The following is a 23333-nucleotide window of genomic DNA, read 5'->3' as shown; positions in this document are numbered from 1 at the left end:
ATCGAACAGATACTGGGCATATTGGGGGATGATGGCGAACATGGATAAAACGATGAAGTTCAACTTCGGCGATCCGGACCGGCATAACGTCCGCGAGGTTTTGTTTCAAGTTTTCGACGCATTAGAAGAGAAGGGTTATAACCCGATTAATCAAATCGTCGGCTATCTCATTTCGGGAGATCCAGCATACATCCCTCGATATCAAGAGGCCCGTAAATTGATTCGTCGCATTGAGCGGGATGAAATTATTGAGGAATTGGTGACTTACTACCTGAAGAAAAAGTGGGATAAAGAATGAGAACGATGGGTCTGGACTTCGGATCAGTCACAGTTGGCGTCGCGATCAGTGATCCGCTTGGCCTGACTGCTCAAGGCATTGAGACAATTCGCTACGCTGAGCATCGTAAAGACTTGCTGTTCAATCGCCTTCTAGAATTGATCGATGCGTATGAAGTCGATAAAATGGTTGTCGGCCTGCCGAGAGACTTGATTGGCAGCGAATCTGCCCGTGCGGCTGCATCGCGCGGATTTGCCAAGAGTCTGCGCCGAAAAACCGGCAAGACAGTGGAATTATGGGATGAACGGCTGACAACAGCAGCAGCTGAGCGAATCCTGATTGCGGCAGATGTCAGTCGCAAGAAAAGAAAACAGGTTATTGATAAGGAAGCTGCAGTATTAATCCTGCAAAGCTATCTTGATAAAAATAGATTGGAGCAAAAAAGAGATGAGCGATCACAAGCATTACCCAATTATCCTGCCGAGTGATGAAGAGCAGGAACGAATCGTTATTCCGATGGATGGCGAGGAAAATTTATTTGACGTTTTGTTCTATTTCGATGTTCCGGAGACAGGCAAATCCTATGTTGTCTGCCAACCCGTCGAAGAGAATGAAGATACGGATTTAGAAGACGATGAAGACGAAGTTTTTGCCTTCCGCTATGAAGAAGGCGAAAGCGACGAAGATTTCAAACTCTTTCCAATTGATACAGATGAGGAATGGGAAATGGTTGAAGAAATGATCAACACATTCAGCGACGAGGAAGAGGAATAAACTGAAGGAGCCCGAGCCATCAGGGCTCTTTCTTTTATACGCTTTTCGATGCGTGATGGAAAAATGTCGAAAAAAATCAGACAAAAGAAAAACATAGTGTATAATTGTTGAGGTACTCTGCGAAGGGAGCGTCTCGTTTGAAAATGAAAAAATTTCGTTGGCGTCTAGCTGCGTTGATTGCAGCGGCACTGATCATCCTTGCGGCGATCAGCGCTTGGAGCTTTGCAAAATTTTATGGACATGAACTGGATCCAGTGAAACCAAGCAGTCATCAACCGGTTACGGTAGAAATAAAGAATGGATCCACGATTAGTGATATTGCCCATCTACTAGAGGAAAAGCAGCTGATTCGTAGTGCATGGGCGTTTGAATTTTATGCCCGCTGGAATCATGTGAATACATACCGTTCCGGCACGTATACCTTTGACCGTTCGCTGTCTGTTGGGAAGATCATTAATGATCTGAAGACAGGCGCACATCGCAGCATTACGCTTGTTATCGACGTCCGTCAGGGCATGTGGGTTGCCGAAATAGCGCCAAAAATTGCCGAAGTCACGGGCAGCAGCAAACAGCAGGTTCTGCAGCAGATGGCGGATCGGAATTACGTTCAAAAACATTTTATGAACAAATACCCATTCTTAACAAAAGTGATTCTGAACAAAGGCGTTCGCTATCCGCTTGAAGGCTATCTAGCGCCAGGTACGTATTCTTATACAAAAGGAAAAGGTCATCTGACGCTTCAGCAAGTGATTGATCCAATGCTCGAACAGACGGGTAAAACATTGCACGTTTTTTCCAGTAAGATTGCTGGAAATTCGCTGGGCTCGGTGCACCGGATACTGACTATGGCCTCGATGGTTGAGCAGGAGGCGCCCGGCACTCAGGATAGACGCAAGATAGCCGGCGTCCTATATAACCGGTTGAAGAAAAAAATGCGTCTGCAGACCGATCCTTCTGTCGCTTATGGCGAACAGAAGCAAGTTGAAGCGTATTCGCACCACGATTTTCGGAAGGACTATAAAAAGAGCAATCCTTACAACACATACACGCATGATGGACTCCCGGTTGGGCCGATTGGCAGTCCGGCTGTTGACGCGATTCAGGCGGTCCTGAACCCGATTCATTCTCAGGCACTTTTCTTCTATGCCCGGCCAAACGGCAAGATCTATTATTCGGCCACTTACGCCGAGCATCAAAAGATCGTGCAGAAGTATCAGAATGAATGGTCAAATCAATAATTTTTTGTCTGGAAAGGACGACTCTGATTGATTGATTTTGAAAAGTTGTCAGCGTACGCGGCTGCTTTTTCGCCTGCTGAGAATGATTTGCTGAAAAAAATGGAAGCGAAGGCTAAGGCAATCTATATACCGATTATGCAGCCTTCCGCGATGGCTTTCTTGCAGCAGTTGATCCGGTGGATTGGTGCAAAACGGATTCTTGAACTCGGAACAGCGATCGGTTATTCTGCCATTCGCATGCGTCTTGCCGCAGGTAAAGCTGCACAGATCACGACAGTTGAACGCGATCCGCAGATGATTGCCGAAGCAAAGGAAAATATTGAGAAAATTGGTTTTCTTTCATCGATCCAGATTGTTGAAGGCGATGCAACTGAGACGCCAGCAGCCGTTCAGCAGGGTGCACCCTACGATTTAATCGTGATTGACGCCGCCAAGGCGCAATATGAGAAGCTCTTCAAGAACTACAGCGGATTGCTGAAACCCGGTGGAATTATTCTGACCGATAATGTGTTCTTTCACGGCCTTGTTTATGACATCGATGCTGTCAAGAAAAAGCAACTCAATCGTCTGGTTCATAAGGTGGATGCCTATAATCATTTTCTGACGGAGCAGCCGGACTTTGATACCGTATTTCTTACAGTTGGCGATGGCCTTGCGATCAGTACAAAAAAGTCTGTCGGAGAGGAGAATAGTTAACCATGTCAAGAAAAAAACCGATTGTGATCGGTGTTGCGGGCGGATCAGGATCGGGCAAAACGACGGTTACAAGCGAAATCTACCGTAGTTTTCCTAATCAATCGATTGCTGTGATTCAGCAGGATGCTTATTATAAAGTGCAGGATGATAAGCCTTTTGAAGAAAGGCTCCTGACCAACTATGATCATCCGCTCGCCTTTGACACCGATCTTCTGATCGCGCAGATTAAGGAATTACTTCAATTCCGTCCGATAAAAAAACCAGTGTATGACTATACAGTACATACAAGATCTGATAAAATTGTACCCGTCGAACCAAAGGATGTCGTCATTCTTGAAGGCATTCTGATTCTCGAAGACGAGCGATTAAGAAATCTGATGGATATAAAGGTTTTTGTTGATACCGATTCAGATTTGCGAATCATCCGTCGTTTGCTGCGCGATACACATGAACGCGGCAGAAGCGTTGAATCAGTGATTAATCAGTACTTAACTGCCGTTCGACCGATGCACCTCCGTTTTGTTGAGCCGACCAAGCGTTACGCGGACATTATTATTCCGGAAGGTGGCAAAAATACGGTTGCGATTGATCTGATGGTCACTAAGATCCAAACGATTCTTAAGGAGAATGAACGCGCTCTAAATTAAGTTTTTTAGACGGGCTAATAAAAACAAGTTCATTAAATGGTTATTTTTCAATCAATGGGTTTATTTTTCAGATCGCCATCGGTAGGCGAATATTGAAAGCATCTAAATGAATAAACGAGAAAGAAATTCATAACAGGAGTGTGACGGCACATGTCAGAAAAGCTTCACTATATGACGGCTGAGGGAAAAGAGAAACTGGAACAAGAATTGGAATATTTAAAGACAGAAAAACGTAAAGAGGTTGTCGAGCGTATCAAAATCGCTCGCGGTTTTGGCGATCTTTCCGAAAACTCGGAATATGATGCGGCAAAAGATGAACAAGCTTTTGTCGAAGCACGAATTCTTCAACTTGAACAGATGATTCGCAATTCGGTCATTATTGAGGACGACGAAACAACCGATGTGGTCAAAATCGGTAAATCCGTGACCTTTAAAGAGTTGCCTGACGGAGAAGAAGAGACGTATCAGATTGTCGGTAGCGCTGAATCTGATCCGTTCGCAGGTAAAATCTCTAACGATTCACCAATGGCTAAAGGACTGATTGGTTTGTCAGTAGGCGAGGAAGTCAGTGTCAGCACGCCTGGCGGCGATATTCGTGTGAAAATCCTGAAAGTTGAATAATAGCTGCTCTTCTTAAAGAAGAGTTGCCAGGCGCAAATATTCGCATCTTTTCAAGATCGGATGGTTTGCGCCTTTTTGGCATACGAAATAGTACTGAAACCATCTATGCGTGAGCTGATTTTGCTTCATTAATAATTTGATCCTGTAAAAGGTGAATTGAAATTTGCATGACTCATAAATTGAGTCATACGCTTAGAGAGTATCGAATTTGATGCTCGTTTAGGACAGCCATTAAAAGTGCTGATAAACGAATTATTTAATATGTGTTTTTCTTCAGCCTTTGGCAGAATTTACAAAGTATGCCATACTGTTCAAGTGACCAACCGATTGGCGCGGTCATGCTAAAGTTTAAGTTCTGTCAATGAGGAGGACCAGTCTTAATGAGAAACCATAGAGGGTATGGATCATCCCGTTTTGAAAAACGTAAAAGCAGAACGGATCGGATGCTGAATTGGACAATCGGAATTGTTTCACTGTTAATTCTTGTTATCGGCTGTTTCATTTTAATCACCGTATTCCATGCGACATCGTCTAATTCCAGTGCTTCCAGCAGTGTTTCGAGTAAACAGCAGAGTCAGAGTACAGCCACTCATCGATCAAAAAAAGCGAAGTCTTCCCAATCGCAATCCGGAGAAGTCTCCAATAATGAAAGCAGCAGTTCGGTGGATTCAAGTAGCAGCGTTGCTGATCAAAACCATCAAGCTTCCTATGATCAAGGGTCAGCAGATTGGAATGCTCAGGTTAAGGCAATTTCAGATGCGACCGGGATCAGCAGCGATCAAATGACGATCCGCTGGTTGGGTAATGGCGGTTCGCCAAATATGTCGCTCGCCCGTGTATCACCGAAATCTACGCCAAATGCCATTTATGTCGTTCATTTGACTTATAAAAATGGGAAATGGCAGGCAGACAGTGTCCAAAAACCATAAACGAAGTGCGTAAAAAGCTGATCCCACGGGGTCAGCTTTTTTCATACACTATTTTAAGCTATCATCGATCTCTGGTTGAAGAGAGTCGCAAGCAAATATGTTAACTCATGCGCCGCGGCAAGCGAGCGACCGGAGCGTAATTTATGCAAATAATAGACAGACAAAACCTGATTTTCTGATCCGCATCAATAAAAAAGCCACAATTTCTGATAGAAAGTATTTATCGTTGAAAATATTGACGATATGTGGTAACTTGGTACCACATAACCAATTATTCATACCATAATAATATGAATTACTGTTTTCACTTAATAAAATTGGAGTGGTAATCATGGGACGCGAATTTATCAGTGCTTTCGATAAATGGGCTGACTACTATGATCAGTCTGTGTCAGGTCAAAGTCCCGAGTACCGTGAAGTTTTCGCCAATTACTCGGATATACTGGAAGCGGTCGCCGAGAAAGCGCGCGGTAAAGTACTCGAATTCGGTACTGGAACGGGAAACTTGACGACTAAATTGCTCGATCACGGTTTGACGGTTTACGGCGTTGAACCTTCCGCCAAAATGCGTGAAAAGGCAAAGGAAAAGATTTCCACAATCGACGTTGTCGATGGTGATTTTCTCAATTTTCCACCCCCAAAACAACCGATTGATACGATCGTCAGCAGTTTTGCCTTCCATCATCTGACAGATGAAGAAAAGGGAAGAGCACTTGGACTTTATCACCGTTTGCTGACCGATAATGGTAGAATAGTTTTTGCGGACACTTTGTATGACAACTCTTTAGAGAAGCAGCGGATTTTTAATTGGGCGCGAACGAAGGGTTATCTGGCGCTACTCAAAGATTTACAGACAGAGTATTATCCGCTGCGCGGCGACTTATATCGGATTTTTCGTACACATGGCTTTATTCCTTATTTTAAACAGCTCAATCAATTCGTCTGGTTGATCATTGCGGAAAAAGAAGTGTAAGATTTGTGCGCCGACGATCTAAATAAGCACAAGAGATTACGGAGGATGCATTCATGAGACTCGGATTAATTGGGGCAATGGAAGAAGAAATTGCCATTCTAAAAGAGCGTTTGGAAGACAGAACAGAAACCGAAGTAGCCGGCTGTCACTTTTATAGCGGCAAGCTTGAAGGAATGGACGTCGTCCTTTTGCAATCAGGTATTGGAAAAGTCAATGCCGCGATTGGCACGGCACTTTTGATCGACCGCTTTCAACCCGATTTAGTGATCAATACCGGGTCGTCCGGTGGAACGGATCAGTCCTTAGCGATTGGCGATGTGGTGATTTCAAACAAGGTTTTTCACCATGATGTCGATGCTACCGCCTTTAACTATGTGCCGGGACAGGTTCCAGGAATGCCGGCTTTCTATCAACCGGATCCGAAGCTGGCAGCAATGGCAGCAGCAATTGCTACGGATCTGTCTGAAGGCCACCGAATTATTCAAGGAGCGATTGGGACCGGCGATTCATTCATGTCTGATCGAAAACGGATTGAAGCTTTAAGCGCACTCTTTCCGGATATGGTTACGGTAGAGATGGAAGCTGCAGCGATTGCCCAAACATGTTACCGATTTAATATCCCATTCTTGATTGTCCGCTCGCTTTCGGATATTGCTGGGAAGGCATCGGAGATTTCATTTGAAAAATTTTTGGAGCAGGCAGCGGTGCATTCTGCACAGTTTGTCATCGCTCTGGTCAAAACAATAAAGGAGCAATGACGATAATCATGGAAGCAGCGATAACGGCACAACCTTTTACAACTTCAACGTATGATGGTTTAAAGAAAAATGATGTGCGGATCAATCGCCGCATATCTCCGGGCGCAGTCTGTTGCTGCTGACCGGTACAGCTGTTTCGGCAGTGTTAGTATTAACCATTTTATATTGGAGGGAATTTTCATGACCTTATATCAGAGTGTTCATGAATTAGTAGGCGGGACGCCGCTCGTTGCGTTGCAAGCTTTTCCGCTTCCCGCGGGGGTCAAGCTGCTTGCTAAATGCGAGTTTTTGAACCCAGGCGGCAGTGTCAAGGATCGGCTTGGCGAAAAGTTTGTATCGGCCGCTTTGGCAAGTGGGAAATTAACAAAAGGTGGCACAATCATCGAGCCTACTGCCGGAAATACAGGCATCGGCATTGCGCTCGCTGCGATCGGCAAAGGCATTCACGTCATTTTCTGTGTTCCGGATAAATTCAGTGTGGAAAAACAGCAATTAATGCGCGCGCTCGGTGCTAAGGTTGTACAGACACCGTCCGATCTTGGGATGGCAGGAGCTGTTGCGAAGGCGAAACAGCTTGCCGCGCAAATTCCCGGCAGTTATGTGCCGAACCAATTTGCTAATAAGCTGAATCCTGCCGCCTATTTTGAGACGCTTGGTCCGGAAATTTGGAACGATTTGAACGGTCACGTTGATGTGTTTGTCGCCGGTGCGGGATCCGGCGGAACGTTTACAGGAACAGCAGATTATTTGAAAAAAATGAATCCACTGATCCGTACCGTTGTCGTTGAACCTGAGGGCTCAATCTTAAACGGCGGCGCTCCTGCACCGCATCGAACGGAAGGGATTGGTATGGATTTCATCCCTTCTTTTGTTAAAACCAAGTATTTTGATAAAATTTATACTGTTAGCGATCGAGATGCCTTTCGCCGGTTGAGAGAAGCGGCGAAGGGGGAGGGACTGTTGATTGGCAGTTCATCCGGCGCCGCCTTACATGCTGCCTTGCTTGAGGCGCAGTCTGCAGCGCCAGGCACGAATATCGTCGTTCTATTCCCTGATTCCAGCGAACGTTATCTTAGTCAAGGTATCTATGAAACTGAAGAAGAAACAATGAAGGAGACTCACACACGATGAAACCAAAAACGAAAATGATTCATGCTGGCATCACGGGCGATCCACTGACTGGAAGCGTCACAGTGCCGATTTACCAAACGAGCACCTATAAACAGGAAGCGGTCGGAAAGACCAAAGGTTATGATTACTCGCGGACAGCGAATCCGACGCGTCACGCGCTCGAAGAATTGATAAAAGAGTTGGAATATGGCAAAGCCGGTTTCGCCTTTGGTTCCGGGATGGCGGCAATTTCCTCTGTGTTAATGTTGCTGAATAGCGGCGATCACGTCATTGTCACCGACGATGTATATGGCGGCACATTCCGGGTTATCGATAAAGTATTCAAACGACTTGGTTTGTCGGCAACTTTTGTTGATACAAGCGACCAACAAGCGATAGAAGCAGCGATTACAGAACAGACGAAAGCCATTTATCTTGAGACGCCAACAAACCCGTTATTGAAAATTACCGACATTCGCAAGACTGCAACTCTTGCTCATCGCAAGGGTCTACTTCTTATTGTTGATAATACATTTGCGACGCCGTACTGGCAGCATCCGTTACAGCTTGGCGCAGATATCGTACTGCATAGTGCGACAAAATATATTGGTGGTCACAGTGATGTGGTCGGTGGTTTGGTTGCGGTTGCCACAGAAGATTTGGCAGAGCAAGTCGGTTTTATTCAGAATTCAGTCGGCGCTGTCCCTGGGCCGCAGGATGCTTGGTTGCTGATTCGCGGTGTGCGGACGCTCGCCCTACGTATGGAGCAGATTGAGAAAAATGCCCGTCGGATTGCTGATTTTCTGAGCAACCATCCAAAGGTCGATACCGTTTATTATCCTGGATTGAGCAGTCATCCAGGACATGAACTGGCCAAGCGTCAGACGGAAGGCTTTGGCGGAATGATTAGCTTTGACGCGGGTAGTCGCGAAGCTGCGGATAAGGTTTTGCAAAAGGCACGCTATTTTACACTTGCCGAAAGTCTTGGTGCTGTGGAGAGTTTAATTTCAATTCCAGCACAAATGACACACGCATCGATTCCAAAGGAGCGTCGTGAAGCCCTTGGCATCACAGACGGCTTGATTCGTCTCTCCATTGGCATTGAAGATGGAGACGATTTAATCGAAGATTTGCGACAGGCTCTGGAAGACTAAGCAGCACTATAGCGCTAAAAAGATTTTTAATAAAATTCAACGGACGGCCTCTTTAATCGAGAAGCCGTCTTTTTTTCAGTTAAGGGATCAAATGATTTTGCGTGAAAAATATTGTAGAAGAGCGAGACATGCAGTGCGCCCGCGGCAAGCGAACACAGGACAATAAATGTTTGAAAAACACAGCAGATTTTAGCAAAGCCTAATTCTTTAACAAATCGGTGCCTATCGATCGATTCTGAAATTCTAGGTCCAAACGAATCGATTGAGATTCCCATAAACTACCTTACAAATTTCAAAAGAATCATGGTAAAGTAGATTTTATCGAATGGAGGGGATCAGCTTTGACTGAACAACAAAGGAAAATTGCTGCTACGATCATAGATTGCCGGAGAACAGGACTTTTTTGTCTCTATCTTAGTGCTTTTCTCTACGTTGGCTCATTGCTACCTAAGTTTGCTGCTTTTCCTGAAAAAGTTGCTGTGTTAAGCGGATCCAGCTTCGGTTTCACGTTATTAGCCATCTTTTTTTACTGGCGGATTTCGAGATTAAAAGAATTGGATTGACGCTTTCCATGAGAAGACCTCATCCAATGTTTCGTTTGTGCGCTATCGATTAACCATCCTTAGTTAGCAATCAGATCAGCAAGCGGATTGAAAGAAAAGAAAAACAAGGCATTCTTGTCGAACGAAAATGGATTGTACCCGATAATAACGAAGAGGCTTCCGTATGAAACGGGAGCCTCTTCTTTTTCTTTTATTAGGATTATGCTTTATCGTGATCGGTATAACGCTCGCCTTTTAGTTCGCTAATCAAGTTGATCGCGGTTTTCGCGCCATCACCGCTCGTCACGATCGTGTGGACGCTGACTCCTGCAGCGACGCCTGCCGCCCAAATGCCAGGAACGGCTGTATGGCCAGCAGCGTCAGCTTCAATCACTGTTTTAACGTACTTTTCTTTTCCGTCCTTTGTTTTCAGACCAATGGTTTTTGCAAGTGCCGCATTTGCGCCGGTAGCGAGGATCACTTGCTTAGCCGCGAAAGACACGCCCGCTTCTGTATGGATCGTAAATCCGTCTTCTGTTTTTGCGATATCTGTAATTTGTGCCTGCTGAAACACCGTTCCGAAACGTTCCGCTTGTTTGCGGCCGGCCGCAACAAGTTCTGCTCCAGTTGCTTCAAATAATCCGTAATGATTTTTCAAGAGTGCACGTTGGGTTAGACCTTTTTCGTTATCAACCAGCAGCGTTTTCAAACCTGCTTTGCTCGTAAAAATGGCGGCGCTCTGACCAGCTGGCCCACCGCCGATAATCGCTACATCGTACATGCGAATTCCTCCGTTTTCTAAAAAAATTTCCTTCCTTTTTTATCCTAGCGAATCCACAATCTCAAAGCTTGAAAAATGCTCCGGATAGTCTGCAACATAGATGGATACATGTTGAACACGTGAGAAAGGACTGCCTTTTTTCACGGCAGCAATGAACGCATCCACGTCTGTTGTTGATCCCTCCGCTTTGATTTCAACAGCTCCGTCCGCACGGTTGCGAACCCATCCGCAGATCCGCAACTTTTTTGCTGTTTGCCAAGTGAAATAACGGAAGCCGACTGCTTGAACACGTCCTTCAACCAGTAGATGAACGTTCTTTAATTGAACAGATCTTTCCATCAAATGCACTCCCTTTTCCCAATCGGTGGCTTGTCCTATTTCTATCTACCCTTAGTGTACACCATCCGCGGCCAATAGGAAAAAAGAGTAGCGATCAAGTATCAGGCAAGTGCTGAAAGATAAAGCGGAAATCGGATTATAACCCCGATTTCCGGCGCAATTCGTTATATATTTTCATCAACGCACGTTTTTCAATTCTTGATACATAGCTGCGTGATATCGCCAATTTTTTTGCAATCTCCCGCTGCGTCAGTTCCTCCTGATCGTTCAATCCAAAGCGATCAATGATCACTTCTGTTTCCCTATGATCCAATACGTCCAGTGCGTCACGAATTTTGTTAATATCCTCGGTCAGCGAGATTTCATCGCCAATATCTCTATTTTTAGACTTAAGGATGTCAATCAGAGCAATGGCGTTGCCTTCTTTATCTTGACCGATCGGATCGTTTAGCGAAACATCTTTACGCGTTTTCTTTAGACTTCTAAAATGCATCAGAATCTCGTTTTCAATACATCTGGCGGCGAATGTCGCTAGCTTTGTCCCACGGCCGGTTGAGTAGTTCTCAATCGCCTTTATCAGGCCTATCGTACCGATGGAAATCAGGTCATCAGAGTCTTCTTTCGTATTCTCGAACTTCTTGACAATATGGGCGACGAGTCGAAGATTGTGTTCGATCAGCTTATCCCGGGCTTCTTGATCGCCGTTTGCCATTCGCTCCAGACAATCGCGTTCCTCATCCTCCGACAGTGGCTGTGGAAAAGCATTGTTTTTAACATAGGAGACAAGGAGCAAGACTTGTTTGAACAAATAAGACAATCCGCCGATAATTGACAGCATGATGGATCACTCCTCTGCAAGGATCATTAGCTGTCTTTAGTTTATGGGCATTTGTCCTGTCCTGTGCCTGTCCCATGGACCAGAAAGATGAAACCGTTGTTTATGGGCAGCGAGAAAAATTGATACGAGATAATAAAACAATTAAGCTGATGTTTTGTTCAAGAGATGGACGGCAGTTTCAAAAGATAAACGAGTGGGCGGGAACAATCTACAAGACGTGATGGGTATTTCAGAGGCAGAAACAGTGCAACATCATGCATAGGAAAGGCAGGACGATAAAAAATTGATTACCCCGCGCTGATGGCTGTTAGGTTTCGTCGTTTCATTTCGTTTTCAATCAGGTTAATAAAATCTTCACCAAGATTATATTTCCTTGCTTTAATATAGGATTCAATTAGCAAATCGTCAGGAATGTTTTCCATTTTATTCCGTTGCCGGATTCCTCCTTTTGCTCAATTCAATTTCTGATACCACTCTATCATGATCTTGAATAAGGGACAATCTTGGAATTATCCACAGATTAAAGTGGATAAACTGTTCTTTCTTTGTTTATAAATGTTTGAAAAGCTGAATGACGCGAGAAAATCATGTGGATAAATTTATCCACATGATTGTTACTGTCAGCTTTTGTCGAAATGTTTTGTGCATTTTCTCGATAATCAAGACTCATTTGGCTCGCTATTTGTTATAAATTGTAAATTCGACACGCAAACTTGTTTTTCTCCTCTTTTTTTGTATAACCATTTCTGAATTCATTGCGCTAGGGGTTGGTAAAATCGGAAACATGTGGCAAAATGATAAATGAAGAAAGGGTGCTGAAACGATTGTTTAAAAAATTTCTGCCTGAAGAGCATGTAAACTCAATTCTGGAGATTCAACCGGAACTGCTCAAAGAAAAGGGCATTCGCGGGTTAATCACCGATTTGGACAATACATTGGTTGCCTGGAACGAACCATCAATCACGCCAGAACTTGAAAAGTGGTTTGCTTCACTGAAACAGGCAGGTATCTCTACGATGATTCTGACGAACAACAGTGAAAAAAGAGTACGGATATTTGCCGGGAATTCTCAGATTCCTTATGTATTTCGAGCGAAAAAACCATTAACGCTTGGATTTAAACGGGCCATGCGACGGATGAATTTGCAACCGGACGAGCTCGTTGTGGTCGGCGATCAGATAATGACCGACATCTGGGGAGCCAACCGAATCGGTGCGCATTCCATACTCGTTGTTCCGGTTGCTGCAAATGATGGCTGGGGAACAAAAATCAACCGCCTGATTGAGCGTTTCATTCTGATGCAACTGAGAAGGCGTGGATTGCTCAAATGGGAGGACAGATAATGACTGAGGAACCAATCTATTGTTCGGGATGCGGTATTCAAATACAGACGGATGATGAAACGGCGGCAGGTTTTGTACCACGTGCAGCGCTTAATCATGAGCCGGTGCTTTGCCGCCGCTGCTTCCGGCTCAAGCATTATAATGAAGTGCAGGATGTATCGATGACAGCCGATGATTTTCTGAAGTTGCTGTCACAGATTGCAAACGCCGATGCGCTCGTCGTCTATCTTGTTGATATTTTTGATTTAACGGGGAGCTGGATCAGCGGGTTGCAACGTTTTGTCGGGGATAATCCAGTGCTGCTCGTCGGTAATAAGGAAGACTTACTGCCGAAATCGACTAACCCGAATAAATTGAAATCATGGATTCGCCGCTCGGCAAGTGATTTCGGTCTACGGCCGGTTGACGTACTGTTGATGAGTGCTGAGAAGAATCACGGTATTGATGACGTCCGTCAAAATATTGAGTATTACCGCGAGGGACGGGATGTCTATGTTGTTGGCGCGACAAATGTTGGCAAGTCGACGTTTATCAATCATCTGATTGAAAATGCCGGTGAGGAAGCGGTGATAACGACTTCGCGTTTTCCTGGAACGACACTCGATTTCATTGGCATTCCGTTAGATGACGGATCGACACTTTATGATACGCCAGGAATTATGAATCAAGCACAGGCGGCCCATTTTGTAGACCCGCAGGATTATAAGAAGATTATGCCAACGAAAGAGATCAAACCGAAAGTATACCAACTCAATGAGCGGCAGACGTTGTTCCTCGGTGGCCTTGGGCGGATTGATTATGCCGGACCAGGTCGACGCTCGCTGATTGTTTATACGGCCGGCGGTCTCGTGATTCATCGGACCAAAATGGAGAATGCGGCTAGCTTTTATGAGCGGCAGTATGGCAGATTGTTGACGCCGCCAAGTCATCCGGTTCAGCTGCCGGTACTGAAACGTTACGATTTTCGAACGGACGCGCTGAGTTCCGATGTTGTCTTTTCCGGCCTAGGCTGGGTCACAGTCAAGGGTAGAGGCGCACGGATATCCGCCTGGGCACCGGAGTCAATCGGCGTGTCGTTGCGCACCTCCGTGATCAAAGGATAGGCAATCGATCAATAGGAAAATTATTTTCTGTCGCGATTGACAGAAAGAGGAGAGAATAAGTCGTGTTATCAAGCAAACAAGTCAAGTATTTAAAAGCACTTGCACATCCGCTAAAACCAATTTTTCAAATTGGCAAAGCAGGTCTGCATGAGCCTGTTTTTTCAGAACTAGATGCGGCTCTGGAAACAAGGGAATTGATTAAGATTTCACTCTTGCAGAATACCCTTGAGGATCCCCACGAGGCGGGTGCGCGCATAGCGAGGGAAACTCACGCTGAGCTTGTTCAGGTGATCGGACGAACGCTGGTGATATACAGACGGTCAAAAGAAAAACAAAGAATTGACTTGCCAAGGAGTTAAGAAGAATCCCGTTATGAAAAAAATAGGTTTGATGGGCGGCACCTTTGATCCGCCGCATCTGGCACATTTGATAATCGCCGAAGAAGCGCTTGAAACATGCGGCCTCGATGCGGTCTGGTTTATTCCGAGCTACCAGCCGCCGCATGTTCAGGGAAAATTTGCGCATTCGAGCGCAGCGGATCGGGTGGAAATGGTCCGCCGCGCGATCAGATGCAATGACCGCTTCAAATTGGAACAGACGGAAATCGAGCGAAAGGGACCGTCTTATACGGTGGATACACTGCGCGCGCTGCGGCGGACATATCCAGAATGCAGTTTTTATTTTATTATCGGCGCGGATATGATTAACGATTTGCCGACTTGGCATGGCGTCGCCGAATTGTGCAAGCTGACCTCGTTTATTGGATTCAGCCGGCCGGGTTATGTCGCAAGGCCACCAGCGTTTGCCGATGTTTCCTATATTGAAATGCCAACGCTCGATATTTCGTCAAGTGCTTTGCGAAAAAGGCTCAGTGAGGGGCGGACGTGCAAATATTTTCTGACTGACACAGTCTTAGATTATATTAAGGAGAGACAGCTGTATGGAATTAATGGAAGCGGAACAGGCAATTAAAGCGTTGCTGCCTTCGAAGCGCTATCGGCATTCGCTCGGTGTTTCCCAGACAGCTGGAAAACTGGCGGCGAAATATGGCGCTGATCGCGACAAGGCAGAACTTGCCGGAATGCTCCATGATATTGCTAAATATTTTCCGGATGATGCGTTAACAGCGATGCTTCAACGAAGGCCGGATTATGGCACGGATTTTCTGAGTTATTCCGACAAACTATGGCATGCACCGGCCGGAGCGATTTACGCGGAAGAGAAGTGTGGTATTGATGACACGGAGATATTACAGGCGATTCTCTATCATACGACAGGAAGGGCGGGCATGTCGCTGCTTGAAAAAATTATTTTTCTCGCGGATTATATTGAACCCGGTCGTGATTTTCCTGGTGTGGATGAAGTCCGCGAAGCGGCTAAACATGATCTCGATGAAGCGGTATTTCTGGAGTTGCAGAAAACAACGATCTATTTGATGGAAAAGCGTCAGCGTGTCTATCCAAAAACATTTGAAGCATATAATGATCTTGCAGGAAGAAATAATTGATGAGGTGACTGAATGAATAGTGAAGAATGGGTCAAATATCTTGCTGAAGCTGCTGACGACAAGAAGGCTGAGGATATTGTGATGCTGAAGATGCGTGGCATCTCCATTATGGCTGACTATTTTCTCATCTGCCACGGGAATTCGGATAAGCAGGTTCAAGCGATAGCAACCGCGATTAAAAAAGCGGCGGAAGAAAAAGGAGTGACCGTGCACCGACTGGAAGGCTATGATCAAGCCCGTTGGGTGTTGATCGATTTAGGCGATGTTGTGGCACATGTTTTTCATAAAGATGAACGCGATTATTATCAGTTGGAAAAATTATGGGGCGATGCGCCTGTCTATACATTAGAGAAAAAGCCGCTTGTTTAAGCGGCTTTTTCTCTACATTTTTCTAATACGTTTAGGAACGCTGCGCGAAAAATACAGCGAAGGCGTTCTGGTGTCCACGATAAGCGACGATTGAATTTTTTTGTATTTGTTGCTAAAGATTGGCGAGACTAAAGATTTGCTAAAAATTTTTCCGGGATGCAGGGATCCCGGTTATTTTGTTGAATTGATAGTATATACCTTTTTCCCTCTTTATAAGTCACGATTATTCCTCTGCTCGATACATTGGATCAATCTTTTGATGGTCCTCAACGAATTTCTTTTGTGTCTCAATAAAAAGCTGCTCGAATACACGTTGGTCGTATTGTGCAAGCACATCGAGACCGACCCCGGTGACGCCGCCTTTGACGGTTACTTTCTGTTTCAGTTCCGCAAGTGAATAGGTTTTGTCTTCAAGTAACTTTCCAAATCCGATAATCATTTCTGAGATCAAAGCTGTAGCCTCTTTTGTTGAAAGTGGTGTGATTGCCGCTGCAGCTTCAATTACTTTTTCCAGTCCGAAAGAAAGAAAGGCCGGACCACAACTTGAGATATCCGAAGCTGCACGAATCTTTTCCTCGCTGATTTCAATTGGACGGGAAAAACGCCCGACAAGATTCCAGATCTTAAACTTCTGGTAATCGGTCAGCTGTGTGCCGAATGTGACCAATGTGCTTCCGGCAAGACTTTGGTTAACGATGCTCGGCACCACACGGGCGACTTGGCATGGAATCAGTAATTCCAACTGGTTTATGGTGATCGGACTCGTTATCGAAATTGCGATCTGATCGTAATGCCATAGACCGCGTACTGATTGTAAAAGCGGAAAGAATTGTTGTGGTTTAACGCAAATGAAAACGATTGCCGACCGTCGGATAACGTCGTCAGGAGTCGCAAAGACAGAAATACCTGGATATTTTTCTTGCAGTGCCAGAGCTTTGCCTTCTGTTCGGTTTGTTATATTAAGTTGCTTGGGTTTCGCTGATTTGCTCTTAATCAGCGCGTCAACGATTAGCGACCCCATATTCCCCGTTCCAATAATACCGAACTTCATGCGAAACACCCCGATCTATGCAGTCTCCTTCTTGATCTGTATGAATTGGAAGAATGAATTATGCCGATCAAAAATTGTTGGGAACGATCCATTGTACAGGAGCTGATCTTTTGGAGAAGATATGGAGAAAATATAAACCCTGGATTGTCGGCATCCTCTGCTGCCTGCTTGCGATTGTTTTTTTCGTCTATCATGCCCATGCTTCTGCTGAAAAGCAAGCCGAATTGAAAAAAACAGACGCATTGCTGAGTCAAAAGCCGGATGAATCCGCTGCGTCAATGCAGCAAGACTCGAGTTCGGGGCAGGAAGCAGGAGGCGCGTCCAGCAGTCAGACGGACACGATCATGGTTGATATTAAAGGCGCCGTTGCACATCCTGGCGTCTATCCATTGCAGACGACCGATCGGGTCAATGATGCAATTGAGAGAGCCGGAGGCTTTACAGCGAAAGCGGATGTCAATCAAATGAATCTGGCGCTCAAGGTTAAAGATGAAATGGTGATCTATGTACCGAAAAAAGGAGAAAAATCATTGCCGCAGGTTGCAGGCAGCAGTTCAGCGGTATCAGGTGACGCGCAAACGATGGACAATGCGCCAGGTGGCAGTACACCGGCAAAGGTAAATATCAATGAAGCGGATGTTACCGGGCTACAGAATTTGCCCGGTATCGGTCCGGCAAAAGCACAGGCTATCCTTCAATACCGAACGGAGCACGGCCCTTTTAAAAGTGTGGATGATTTAAACAATGTTAGCGGAATCGGCGACAAAACGCTAGAAAAAATCAAACCAGCAGCGACGACTAATTAACGGAATGGGAATATCAGGGACAAGCATCTTATTTTCAAAAGATAAGAATGAATAAGATTTTGCACAAAAAATGCAGTGAAGGGGCGAGACACCTGCGGGAAGAGCAGGACAGGGGAGACCCCATAGGTTATTACTGCCTGTCTGAGCAAGCTCCCGTCCTGCCCGCGGCAAGTGAGCAACCGAAGCGCATTTGTCACAAATGGATATGTCTACGCCAAACCTTTCTCTTTTTTGATACAATAAAACTCGGATAGAAAAAAGAAACCGCAAACGGATTGGATGGAGGAAAAATGATGAAGAGACTTTCCTGGGATCAATATTTTATGGCGCAGAGCCATTTGCTCGCGACGCGCAGTACATGCACACGGCTTGTTGTCGGCGCGACAATCGTCCGAGATAAACGAATTATCGCTGGCGGCTATAATGGTTCGATTTCCGGGGGGACGCATTGCGTCGATGATGGCTGCTATGTGAAGGATGGGCATTGCGTGCGTACGATTCACGCAGAAATGAACGCTATTCTGCAATGCGCTAAATTCGGCGAGCCCACTGATCATTCAGAAATTTATGTGACGCATTATCCGTGTTTACAATGCTGCAAGGCGATTATACAGGCGGGTATCCAAACGGTCTATTATGCCAACGATTATAAAAACGACGCGTATGCTGCGGAGCTATATCAAATGGCGGGTGTTCAAGTAAAAAAAGTGCCGCTGGAAAAAGGAATCTCGTTGCCAGGACAAGTTGACAACACGTCCAAACAGCTTGACTATATCAGCGAACTGCTTGCCAAAATTGAGGCTAATGGTGCGAGCGGTAAAGAAATCTGCGATCTCCAGCAACAAGCGGAGCGATTATTTGTTCCAGATAACTGATGCCCTTTCAGGGAAGTGGCATTTGCTCGCATTCGCGGCTTGTTGTTCAGCGTGGTCGTTCAGCAGTGGGTCGTTCCGCTTCTTTCCGATATTGATTGTATTCGCCTACCTGCTTTATCTTCTAATAAAAAATGAATGGGTGTTGGCTGCGGCGATTTTCTCAATTCTCCTACTTGTTGCTGCTGATTGGCTTCTGATTCAGGAGCATGGGACAATTCTGCGCGGCGGGCAGGCGCGATTCGCCGGGGAGATTATCGATCTTCCAATAATCGACGGCAATCAGGCGACATTCACTTTAAGGACGCAGCGAGGCGAACCGATTCGTGTTGTCGAACGAATTGCTTCAGCATCTGTCAAAAGTAAATTGAGCACGCAGCTCGTACCTGGCTTGATTTGCAGCGTGCAGGGTACTTTGGAAAAACCGCCGCTTCCAGGAAATTTCTATGCATTTAACTATAGGGATTACCTGAAGCAGCATCATGTCTACTGGCAGATGAAAACCGGCGACGAACCCATCCGGTACGGGTTGGATGAGACGTTGAGTAGCCGTTTGAAACGCTTCAGACAGCAAGAAGTTCAATTTGTCCATGCGCGCTTTTCACCGGAAAGTGCTGAGATGATCGCCTCGCTCGTCTTTGGTGACGATCAGTTGATGGATCCGGAGCTTTCAAGTGCTTATCAGTATTTCGGTCTCGTTCACCTGCTTGTTGTGTCCGGCATGCATATCGCCGTTATCTTTGGAACGCTTTTTTTTCTTCTACGCCGGATCGGTTTTGTCAGGGAATACACAACCCTACTCTTTCTCGTGCTGATCCCGATTTACGTCCTTTTGACGGGCGGTGAGGCCTCGATTGTTCGCTCGGGTTTGACAGCTTGTTTCATCCTTCTCGCCTCGCTCAGCCGTGGGCATCCCGTCCGAGCGAGTGATGTGCTGAGTCTTACTTGTTTGATTATGGTCGTCTGGGATCCAAAAGTTATTTCAGACTTAGGTTTTCAATTATCTTTTATTGTTACCTTCACGCTGATTGTTGCCGGGCCGGGTCTTCTGGCAAAATACAAAGCGACGGGTGTCCGTCTGTTCGCTCTGGCGATAACGAGCGAATTGGCTGTGTTTCCAATTGTTATCGGTCATTTCTACCGCCTCTCTCTCATGAGTTCTTTTCTTAGTATTTTTTATGTCCCTTATCTGTCCTACATTATTCTGCCCATGTCCTCGCTTGCCTATCTTATTTCACGCCTTTTTCCTGGTTGCGCCGCTATAAGTTCTTATTTACTCGATGCTTGTCTGGATATGCCGCAAAAACTGCTGCTTTTTCTTTACCGTCATCCTGAAGCTCAATTGAATTACGGCGCGATGACGGGGTGGTTGCTCTTTTTTTCATTTGTCGTAATCAGCGCCTCTTTCTGCTTATGGGAACGAACAAAAGGGCTGAAATCATTAATCATCCTCTGTACGCCTTTATTTGTGATCTACGCTGCGGTACGTATTAGCGATGCTATCGATCCGACCGGCGCGGTCACATTTATCAACGTTGGCCAAGGAGACAGCATCTTGGTTCAGCTCCCGCATCGGCAAGGTAATCTGCTTATTGATACCGGTGGCACTTTGCCATACCGCGAACCGCGCTGGATGCAGCGGCGCAAACCGTACGAAGTCGGCAGAGCGACTCTGCTGCCTGAACTTCGCGCGTTACGTGTTGACAGCTTAGACGCTCTGGTCTTGACGCATAGGGACTACGATCATATTGGTGCATTTGCTACGCTTATTGGTCAGATCAAAATCAAAAAAATTATTATTTCGCAGTATTTTGATCCGCGGACAAGCGACAAGCGTCTATTCGAAAAAGCCGTCACTGACGGAGCTTCCTTGTCCTCGATGCAAGCTGGCGATACGCTGCATTTAGGCAACACAGCTTTTCATGTGATTTCGCCGCTTGCACGCGCACCTGACAGCAATGACAATTCACTCGTCATACGCACGCGCCTCGGTGGAATAAGCTGGTTATTCACTGGCGACTTGTCCGTAACAGGCGAGCAAGCAATTATGAATCGTCAGATGCAGGTAAAGGCTGATATTTTAAAACTGGGCCATCATGGCAGCCGTAGCGCGACATCAGAAGAGTGGCTGACGCATGTGCGTCCAATAATCGGAATTGTCTCCTGCGGGAAAAATAACCGCTATGGACACCCGCATCCAGATGTTTTGGCACGGCTGGCTTCACACGGGATTCACGTAATGCGGACAGACCGATCGGGAGACTTGCGTTTTGAGTTTCGCGGTCGTCGGCTGACGCATGTGCGGACAGCTGAATGATTGAAAATTGCCAATATTTATGCTCGCTGACAAGAGTTGTCACCCATACTTTCGAAACACATAGGATAACATAGAAACAGAAAGGCACGAACATCGTCTGGATGTCGTTGACCTAGGGAACGATAAACGGACGTTTATATAAATTTCCGGGGTGGCTAAATTGCCGCCCTTTTTTTATCGCTCATTGCGTGAAAATGCAGCGAGGTGCGAGACGCCTGCCGGAAAAGCGAGCCAATTGAGCCCCCGCAGATTCTAGCTTGTCTGAGGAGGCTCACGGATCGCCCGCGGCAAGCGAGCAACCGAAGCAGTTTAATGCAAATAAGGCGATCGCTTGCTTTTCTAAAAAGATAAGGAATAAGGCTTTTTTGTAAAAATAAAGCGCAGGTGCGAGACGCCTGCGGGAACAGCGTGCCAGCGAGACCCCGCAGACTATTGACTGTTCGAGGATTGCGATGCGTCCGCGGCAAGCGAGCAGCCGAAACGTAATTTTTGCAAATTTTTCTTAGCTTGTCTTTCTGAAGAAGGGACGTTAAAGTAAGGTAAGGGGAGGGCTGGCGATGGCAAAAGAAAATGCAGCGGATTTATCGATCCAGCTGCCGCTTGCTCCCGTTTATCTTTTGCATGGGACGCAGGATTATTTAATTCAATTGATGAAAAATAAACTGATCAAAGAAGCGCTCTCTTCAGAGGAACGCGACTTCAATTTGTCGGTTTACGATATGACAGAGGTGGCACTGAAGGTCGCGCTTGAAGATGCGGAAACAATCCCTTTTTTTGGCGAGCGTAAAGTCGTTGTGCTTGAGAATGCCTTTTTTCTAACTTCTGAAAAAATCAAAAGCAAGGTTGAACAAGATAGCCGCGCTTTAGAGAACTATCTATCACAGCCTGCTCCAGACGCAGTCCTTATCCTTCTCGCACCGTATGAAAAATTGGACAAGCGGAAGAAAATTGTAAAGGTCCTGCAGACAAAGGCTAAGGTTCATGAACTCTCCAAAGTGTCCGATTCGACGATTTTTCAACTGATGGAGAACGTTGCGCGACAGTTCGGTGCTTCCTATACGCGTGAGGCGCATGAACAGCTGATTGTTTCGGTTGGAACAAATCTTGGTCAGCTCGCGCACGAGGTTGAGAAATGCGCGCTTTATTGTGGAACCGATCGGCCGATTGATCGGGAAACTGTGCTGACTGTCGGCTCCAAATCGATTGAGTCAAACGTCTTTCTGCTTGTGAATGAGGTCATGAAAAAAAATACGGCTGAATCATTACGGCTTTTGCATGATCTTGTGCGCATGAAGGAAGAACCGCTGAAACTTCTGGCATTGCTTGAGCGGCAGTTCCGAATTGTCTATCAAGTCGGTTATTACCAGAAAGCGGGTTATACGCAGGGCAGTATGGCTTCGAAAATTGGGATCCATCCATTCGCTGTGCGAATGGCTGCGGATCAAGCGCGACAGTATTCGCCGCAGATGCTCACCCGGGCGCTCAGTCGCTGCGCGGAAGCCGATTATCGGATCAAGACCGGTGCCGTAGATAAACTTCTGGCGCTCGAATTGCTAATCCATCAGATTGCTTGTTCTGAATAAATAGGCTTTGTTAAAATCGGTTGTTGTCTTTAATCGTTTATTGCTATGTGTTCGCTTGCCGCGGGCGCACCGCGAGCCTCAGACAAGCTAGAATCTGCGGGGCCTCACTGGCGTGCTGTTCCCGCAGGTGTCTCACACATTCTCTGTTTTGTCAGAAAAACAATATTAAATTTAAACATAGTTAAGAAATAAAAAAGAGCGGATCCAAAAGGATTCGCTCTTTTTTAATGGTGCTTACGCGTTCAAACCATTCAACTTTTTAGACAGTCTCGATTTTTCATGAGCTGCTTTATTTTTGTGAATCAGGCCTTTAGTTGCTGCTTTGTCCACTTTCTTTTGTGCAACAAGAAAAGCGGCTTTGGCGCCTTCAACGTCCTTATCGTCAACCTTAGCATTGAACGTCTTAATCGCCGTACGCATCGCTGATTTAAACTGCACGTTGTGCTGACGATTTGCTTCGCCTTTTTTAACGCGCTTGATGGCTGATTTAATATTCGGCATTCCTTTCACCTCCAGATCCTTCAATTCCCGGCCAGTCATAAACAAAGGCTGCAGGAACGGTGTCGGTCCCGGAAAATGCAGCCATTCTCGTAAATAGAGATTAATTCTGACAAATTGTATTGTACCAAAGCCTGCATTTATTTGCAATGATGAATGAAAAAAGTGAGAGACGAACATCCTTAAATTAGCAAGTGAATCGATACG

The 23333-nt window shown here is 45.8% G+C and carries 29 protein-coding genes; 23 read left to right on the top strand and 6 right to left on the bottom strand.

All coding sequences use genetic code 11. The annotated features are described in order from the left end of the window. Positions 1-31: 31 nt before the first annotated feature. The 13 genes from JOC27_RS04065 to JOC27_RS04005 all read left to right on the top strand — a co-directional run bounded on the left by JOC27_RS04065 (position 32) and on the right by JOC27_RS04005 (position 9740). Positions 32-298: an IreB family regulatory phosphoprotein gene (locus tag JOC27_RS04065; RefSeq protein WP_205005728.1), complete on the top strand. Its 267-nt coding sequence runs from the start codon at positions 32-34 to the stop codon at positions 296-298. Beyond that, positions 295-765 (top strand): Holliday junction resolvase RuvX, encoded by a 471-nt coding sequence (gene ruvX, locus JOC27_RS04060; RefSeq protein WP_205005727.1) that lies wholly within the window; start codon positions 295-297, stop codon positions 763-765. Before JOC27_RS04065 ends, ruvX begins: the two co-directional genes overlap by 4 nt. After that, positions 725-1051 carry a DUF1292 domain-containing protein gene (locus tag JOC27_RS04055; protein WP_205005726.1) on the top strand — a complete coding sequence of 109 codons (327 nt, stop codon included), beginning with the start codon at positions 725-727 and terminating at the stop codon, positions 1049-1051. The genes ruvX and JOC27_RS04055 overlap by 41 nt, the downstream gene beginning before the upstream one ends. 143 nt (positions 1052-1194) lie before the next feature. Then, entirely contained in the window at positions 1195-2289 is a 1095-nt protein-coding gene (gene mltG, locus JOC27_RS04050; protein WP_205005804.1) for an endolytic transglycosylase MltG, read from the top strand. Positions 2290-2316: 27 nt separating this feature from the next. Beyond that, positions 2317-2985, top strand: a complete 669-nt coding sequence (locus tag JOC27_RS04045; RefSeq protein WP_239529569.1) for an O-methyltransferase — start codon at positions 2317-2319, stop codon at positions 2983-2985. A gap of 2 nt (positions 2986-2987) precedes the next feature. Further along, positions 2988-3632, top strand: coding sequence for a uridine kinase (udk, locus tag JOC27_RS04040; RefSeq protein ID WP_205005725.1), 645 nt, complete (start codon positions 2988-2990; stop codon positions 3630-3632). A gap of 150 nt (positions 3633-3782) precedes the next feature. Then, entirely contained in the window at positions 3783-4253 is a 471-nt protein-coding gene (gene greA, locus JOC27_RS04035; RefSeq protein ID WP_205005724.1) for a transcription elongation factor GreA, read from the top strand. A 380-nt stretch (positions 4254-4633) separates the two neighbouring features. After that, positions 4634-5182 (top strand): YrrS family protein, encoded by a 549-nt coding sequence (locus JOC27_RS04030; protein ID WP_205005723.1) that lies wholly within the window; start codon positions 4634-4636, stop codon positions 5180-5182. A 331-nt stretch (positions 5183-5513) separates the two neighbouring features. After that, a complete protein-coding gene (locus JOC27_RS04025) occupies positions 5514-6155 on the top strand; it encodes a class I SAM-dependent DNA methyltransferase (RefSeq protein WP_205005722.1) in 642 nt (213 codons plus the stop codon). 53 nt (positions 6156-6208) lie between these two features. Beyond that, positions 6209-6913 carry a 5'-methylthioadenosine/S-adenosylhomocysteine nucleosidase gene (gene mtnN / locus JOC27_RS04020; protein ID WP_205005721.1) on the top strand — a complete coding sequence of 235 codons (705 nt, stop codon included), beginning with the start codon at positions 6209-6211 and terminating at the stop codon, positions 6911-6913. A 180-nt stretch (positions 6914-7093) separates the two neighbouring features. Beyond that, positions 7094-8044, top strand: a complete 951-nt coding sequence (locus JOC27_RS04015) for a PLP-dependent cysteine synthase family protein (RefSeq protein WP_205005720.1) — start codon at positions 7094-7096, stop codon at positions 8042-8044. After that, positions 8041-9177, top strand: coding sequence for a bifunctional cystathionine gamma-lyase/homocysteine desulfhydrase (locus JOC27_RS04010; RefSeq protein ID WP_205005719.1), 1137 nt, complete (start codon positions 8041-8043; stop codon positions 9175-9177). Before JOC27_RS04015 ends, JOC27_RS04010 begins: the two co-directional genes overlap by 4 nt. A 341-nt stretch (positions 9178-9518) precedes the next feature. Continuing rightward, on the top strand, positions 9519-9740 hold the full coding sequence (locus tag JOC27_RS04005; protein WP_205005718.1) for a YrhC family protein: 222 nt from the start codon (positions 9519-9521) through the stop codon (positions 9738-9740). Positions 9741-9939: 199 nt separating this feature from the next. Here JOC27_RS04005 and JOC27_RS04000 read toward each other — a convergent pair whose 3' ends face one another. From JOC27_RS04000 to JOC27_RS03985, 4 genes are all read right to left on the bottom strand, one after another. Further along, the gene (locus tag JOC27_RS04000; RefSeq protein WP_205005717.1) at positions 9940-10500 is read right to left on the bottom strand and encodes an NAD(P)/FAD-dependent oxidoreductase; all 561 of its coding nucleotides are present in this window, start codon (positions 10498-10500) and stop codon (positions 9940-9942) included. A 39-nt stretch (positions 10501-10539) separates the two neighbouring features. Then, positions 10540-10839 (bottom strand): acylphosphatase, encoded by a 300-nt coding sequence (locus JOC27_RS03995; RefSeq protein WP_205005716.1) that lies wholly within the window; start codon positions 10837-10839, stop codon positions 10540-10542. A 136-nt stretch (positions 10840-10975) separates the two neighbouring features. Then, positions 10976-11677 (bottom strand): RNA polymerase sporulation sigma factor SigK, encoded by a 702-nt coding sequence (gene sigK, locus JOC27_RS03990; protein ID WP_205005715.1) that lies wholly within the window; start codon positions 11675-11677, stop codon positions 10976-10978. A gap of 287 nt (positions 11678-11964) precedes the next feature. Then, positions 11965-12099, bottom strand: coding sequence for a sporulation histidine kinase inhibitor Sda (locus tag JOC27_RS03985; RefSeq protein WP_205005714.1), 135 nt, complete (start codon positions 12097-12099; stop codon positions 11965-11967). A 402-nt stretch (positions 12100-12501) separates the two neighbouring features. On the opposite strand from JOC27_RS03985, the gene JOC27_RS03980 reads away from it, so the two are divergent. The 6 genes from JOC27_RS03980 to rsfS all read left to right on the top strand — a co-directional run bounded on the left by JOC27_RS03980 (position 12502) and on the right by rsfS (position 15999). Then, positions 12502-13020: a YqeG family HAD IIIA-type phosphatase gene (locus tag JOC27_RS03980; protein WP_239529567.1), complete on the top strand. Its 519-nt coding sequence runs from the start codon at positions 12502-12504 to the stop codon at positions 13018-13020. Then, positions 13020-14123: a ribosome biogenesis GTPase YqeH gene (gene yqeH / locus JOC27_RS03975; protein WP_205005712.1), complete on the top strand. Its 1104-nt coding sequence runs from the start codon at positions 13020-13022 to the stop codon at positions 14121-14123. The genes JOC27_RS03980 and yqeH overlap by 1 nt, the downstream gene beginning before the upstream one ends. A gap of 62 nt (positions 14124-14185) precedes the next feature. Further along, a complete protein-coding gene (gene yhbY, locus JOC27_RS03970) occupies positions 14186-14482 on the top strand; it encodes a ribosome assembly RNA-binding protein YhbY (RefSeq protein ID WP_205005711.1) in 297 nt (98 codons plus the stop codon). Between the two features lie 13 nt (positions 14483-14495). Then, a complete protein-coding gene (locus JOC27_RS03965; RefSeq protein WP_205005710.1) occupies positions 14496-15095 on the top strand; it encodes a nicotinate-nucleotide adenylyltransferase in 600 nt (199 codons plus the stop codon). Next, positions 15064-15630 carry a bis(5'-nucleosyl)-tetraphosphatase (symmetrical) YqeK gene (gene yqeK / locus JOC27_RS03960; protein WP_205005709.1) on the top strand — a complete coding sequence of 189 codons (567 nt, stop codon included), beginning with the start codon at positions 15064-15066 and terminating at the stop codon, positions 15628-15630. Before JOC27_RS03965 ends, yqeK begins: the two co-directional genes overlap by 32 nt. Before the next feature lie 12 nt (positions 15631-15642). Continuing rightward, the gene (gene rsfS / locus JOC27_RS03955) at positions 15643-15999 is read left to right on the top strand and encodes a ribosome silencing factor (protein WP_205005708.1); all 357 of its coding nucleotides are present in this window, start codon (positions 15643-15645) and stop codon (positions 15997-15999) included. Positions 16000-16222: 223 nt separating this feature from the next. On the opposite strand, the gene comER is transcribed toward rsfS, so the two are convergent. Continuing rightward, a complete protein-coding gene (gene comER / locus JOC27_RS03950; protein WP_205005707.1) occupies positions 16223-17050 on the bottom strand; it encodes a late competence protein ComER in 828 nt (275 codons plus the stop codon). Positions 17051-17160: 110 nt separating this feature from the next. Between comER and JOC27_RS03945 the strand changes: the two genes are divergently transcribed. The 4 genes from JOC27_RS03945 to holA all read left to right on the top strand — a co-directional run bounded on the left by JOC27_RS03945 (position 17161) and on the right by holA (position 22628). Next, the gene (locus JOC27_RS03945; RefSeq protein WP_239529565.1) at positions 17161-17856 is read left to right on the top strand and encodes a helix-hairpin-helix domain-containing protein; all 696 of its coding nucleotides are present in this window, start codon (positions 17161-17163) and stop codon (positions 17854-17856) included. Between the two features lie 293 nt (positions 17857-18149). Beyond that, positions 18150-18731 (top strand): ComE operon protein 2, encoded by a 582-nt coding sequence (locus tag JOC27_RS03940; protein ID WP_205005706.1) that lies wholly within the window; start codon positions 18150-18152, stop codon positions 18729-18731. Continuing rightward, positions 18715-21045 carry a DNA internalization-related competence protein ComEC/Rec2 gene (locus JOC27_RS03935; RefSeq protein ID WP_205005705.1) on the top strand — a complete coding sequence of 777 codons (2331 nt, stop codon included), beginning with the start codon at positions 18715-18717 and terminating at the stop codon, positions 21043-21045. The genes JOC27_RS03940 and JOC27_RS03935 overlap by 17 nt, the downstream gene beginning before the upstream one ends. Positions 21046-21602: 557 nt before the next feature. Next, positions 21603-22628 (top strand): DNA polymerase III subunit delta, encoded by a 1026-nt coding sequence (gene holA / locus JOC27_RS03930; protein ID WP_205005704.1) that lies wholly within the window; start codon positions 21603-21605, stop codon positions 22626-22628. A 234-nt stretch (positions 22629-22862) separates the two neighbouring features. Here holA and rpsT read toward each other — a convergent pair whose 3' ends face one another. Beyond that, on the bottom strand, positions 22863-23129 hold the full coding sequence (gene rpsT, locus JOC27_RS03925; RefSeq protein ID WP_205005703.1) for a 30S ribosomal protein S20: 267 nt from the start codon (positions 23127-23129) through the stop codon (positions 22863-22865). Between the last annotated feature and the right edge of the window lie 204 nt (positions 23130-23333).

The organism is Sporolactobacillus spathodeae (genome assembly GCF_016908935.1).
Lineage (GTDB): Bacteria > Bacillota > Bacilli > Bacillales > Sporolactobacillaceae > Sporolactobacillus > Sporolactobacillus spathodeae.
Note: the sequence above shows the minus strand (reverse complement) of the source record. Positions and strands in the feature narration are given on the sequence as shown.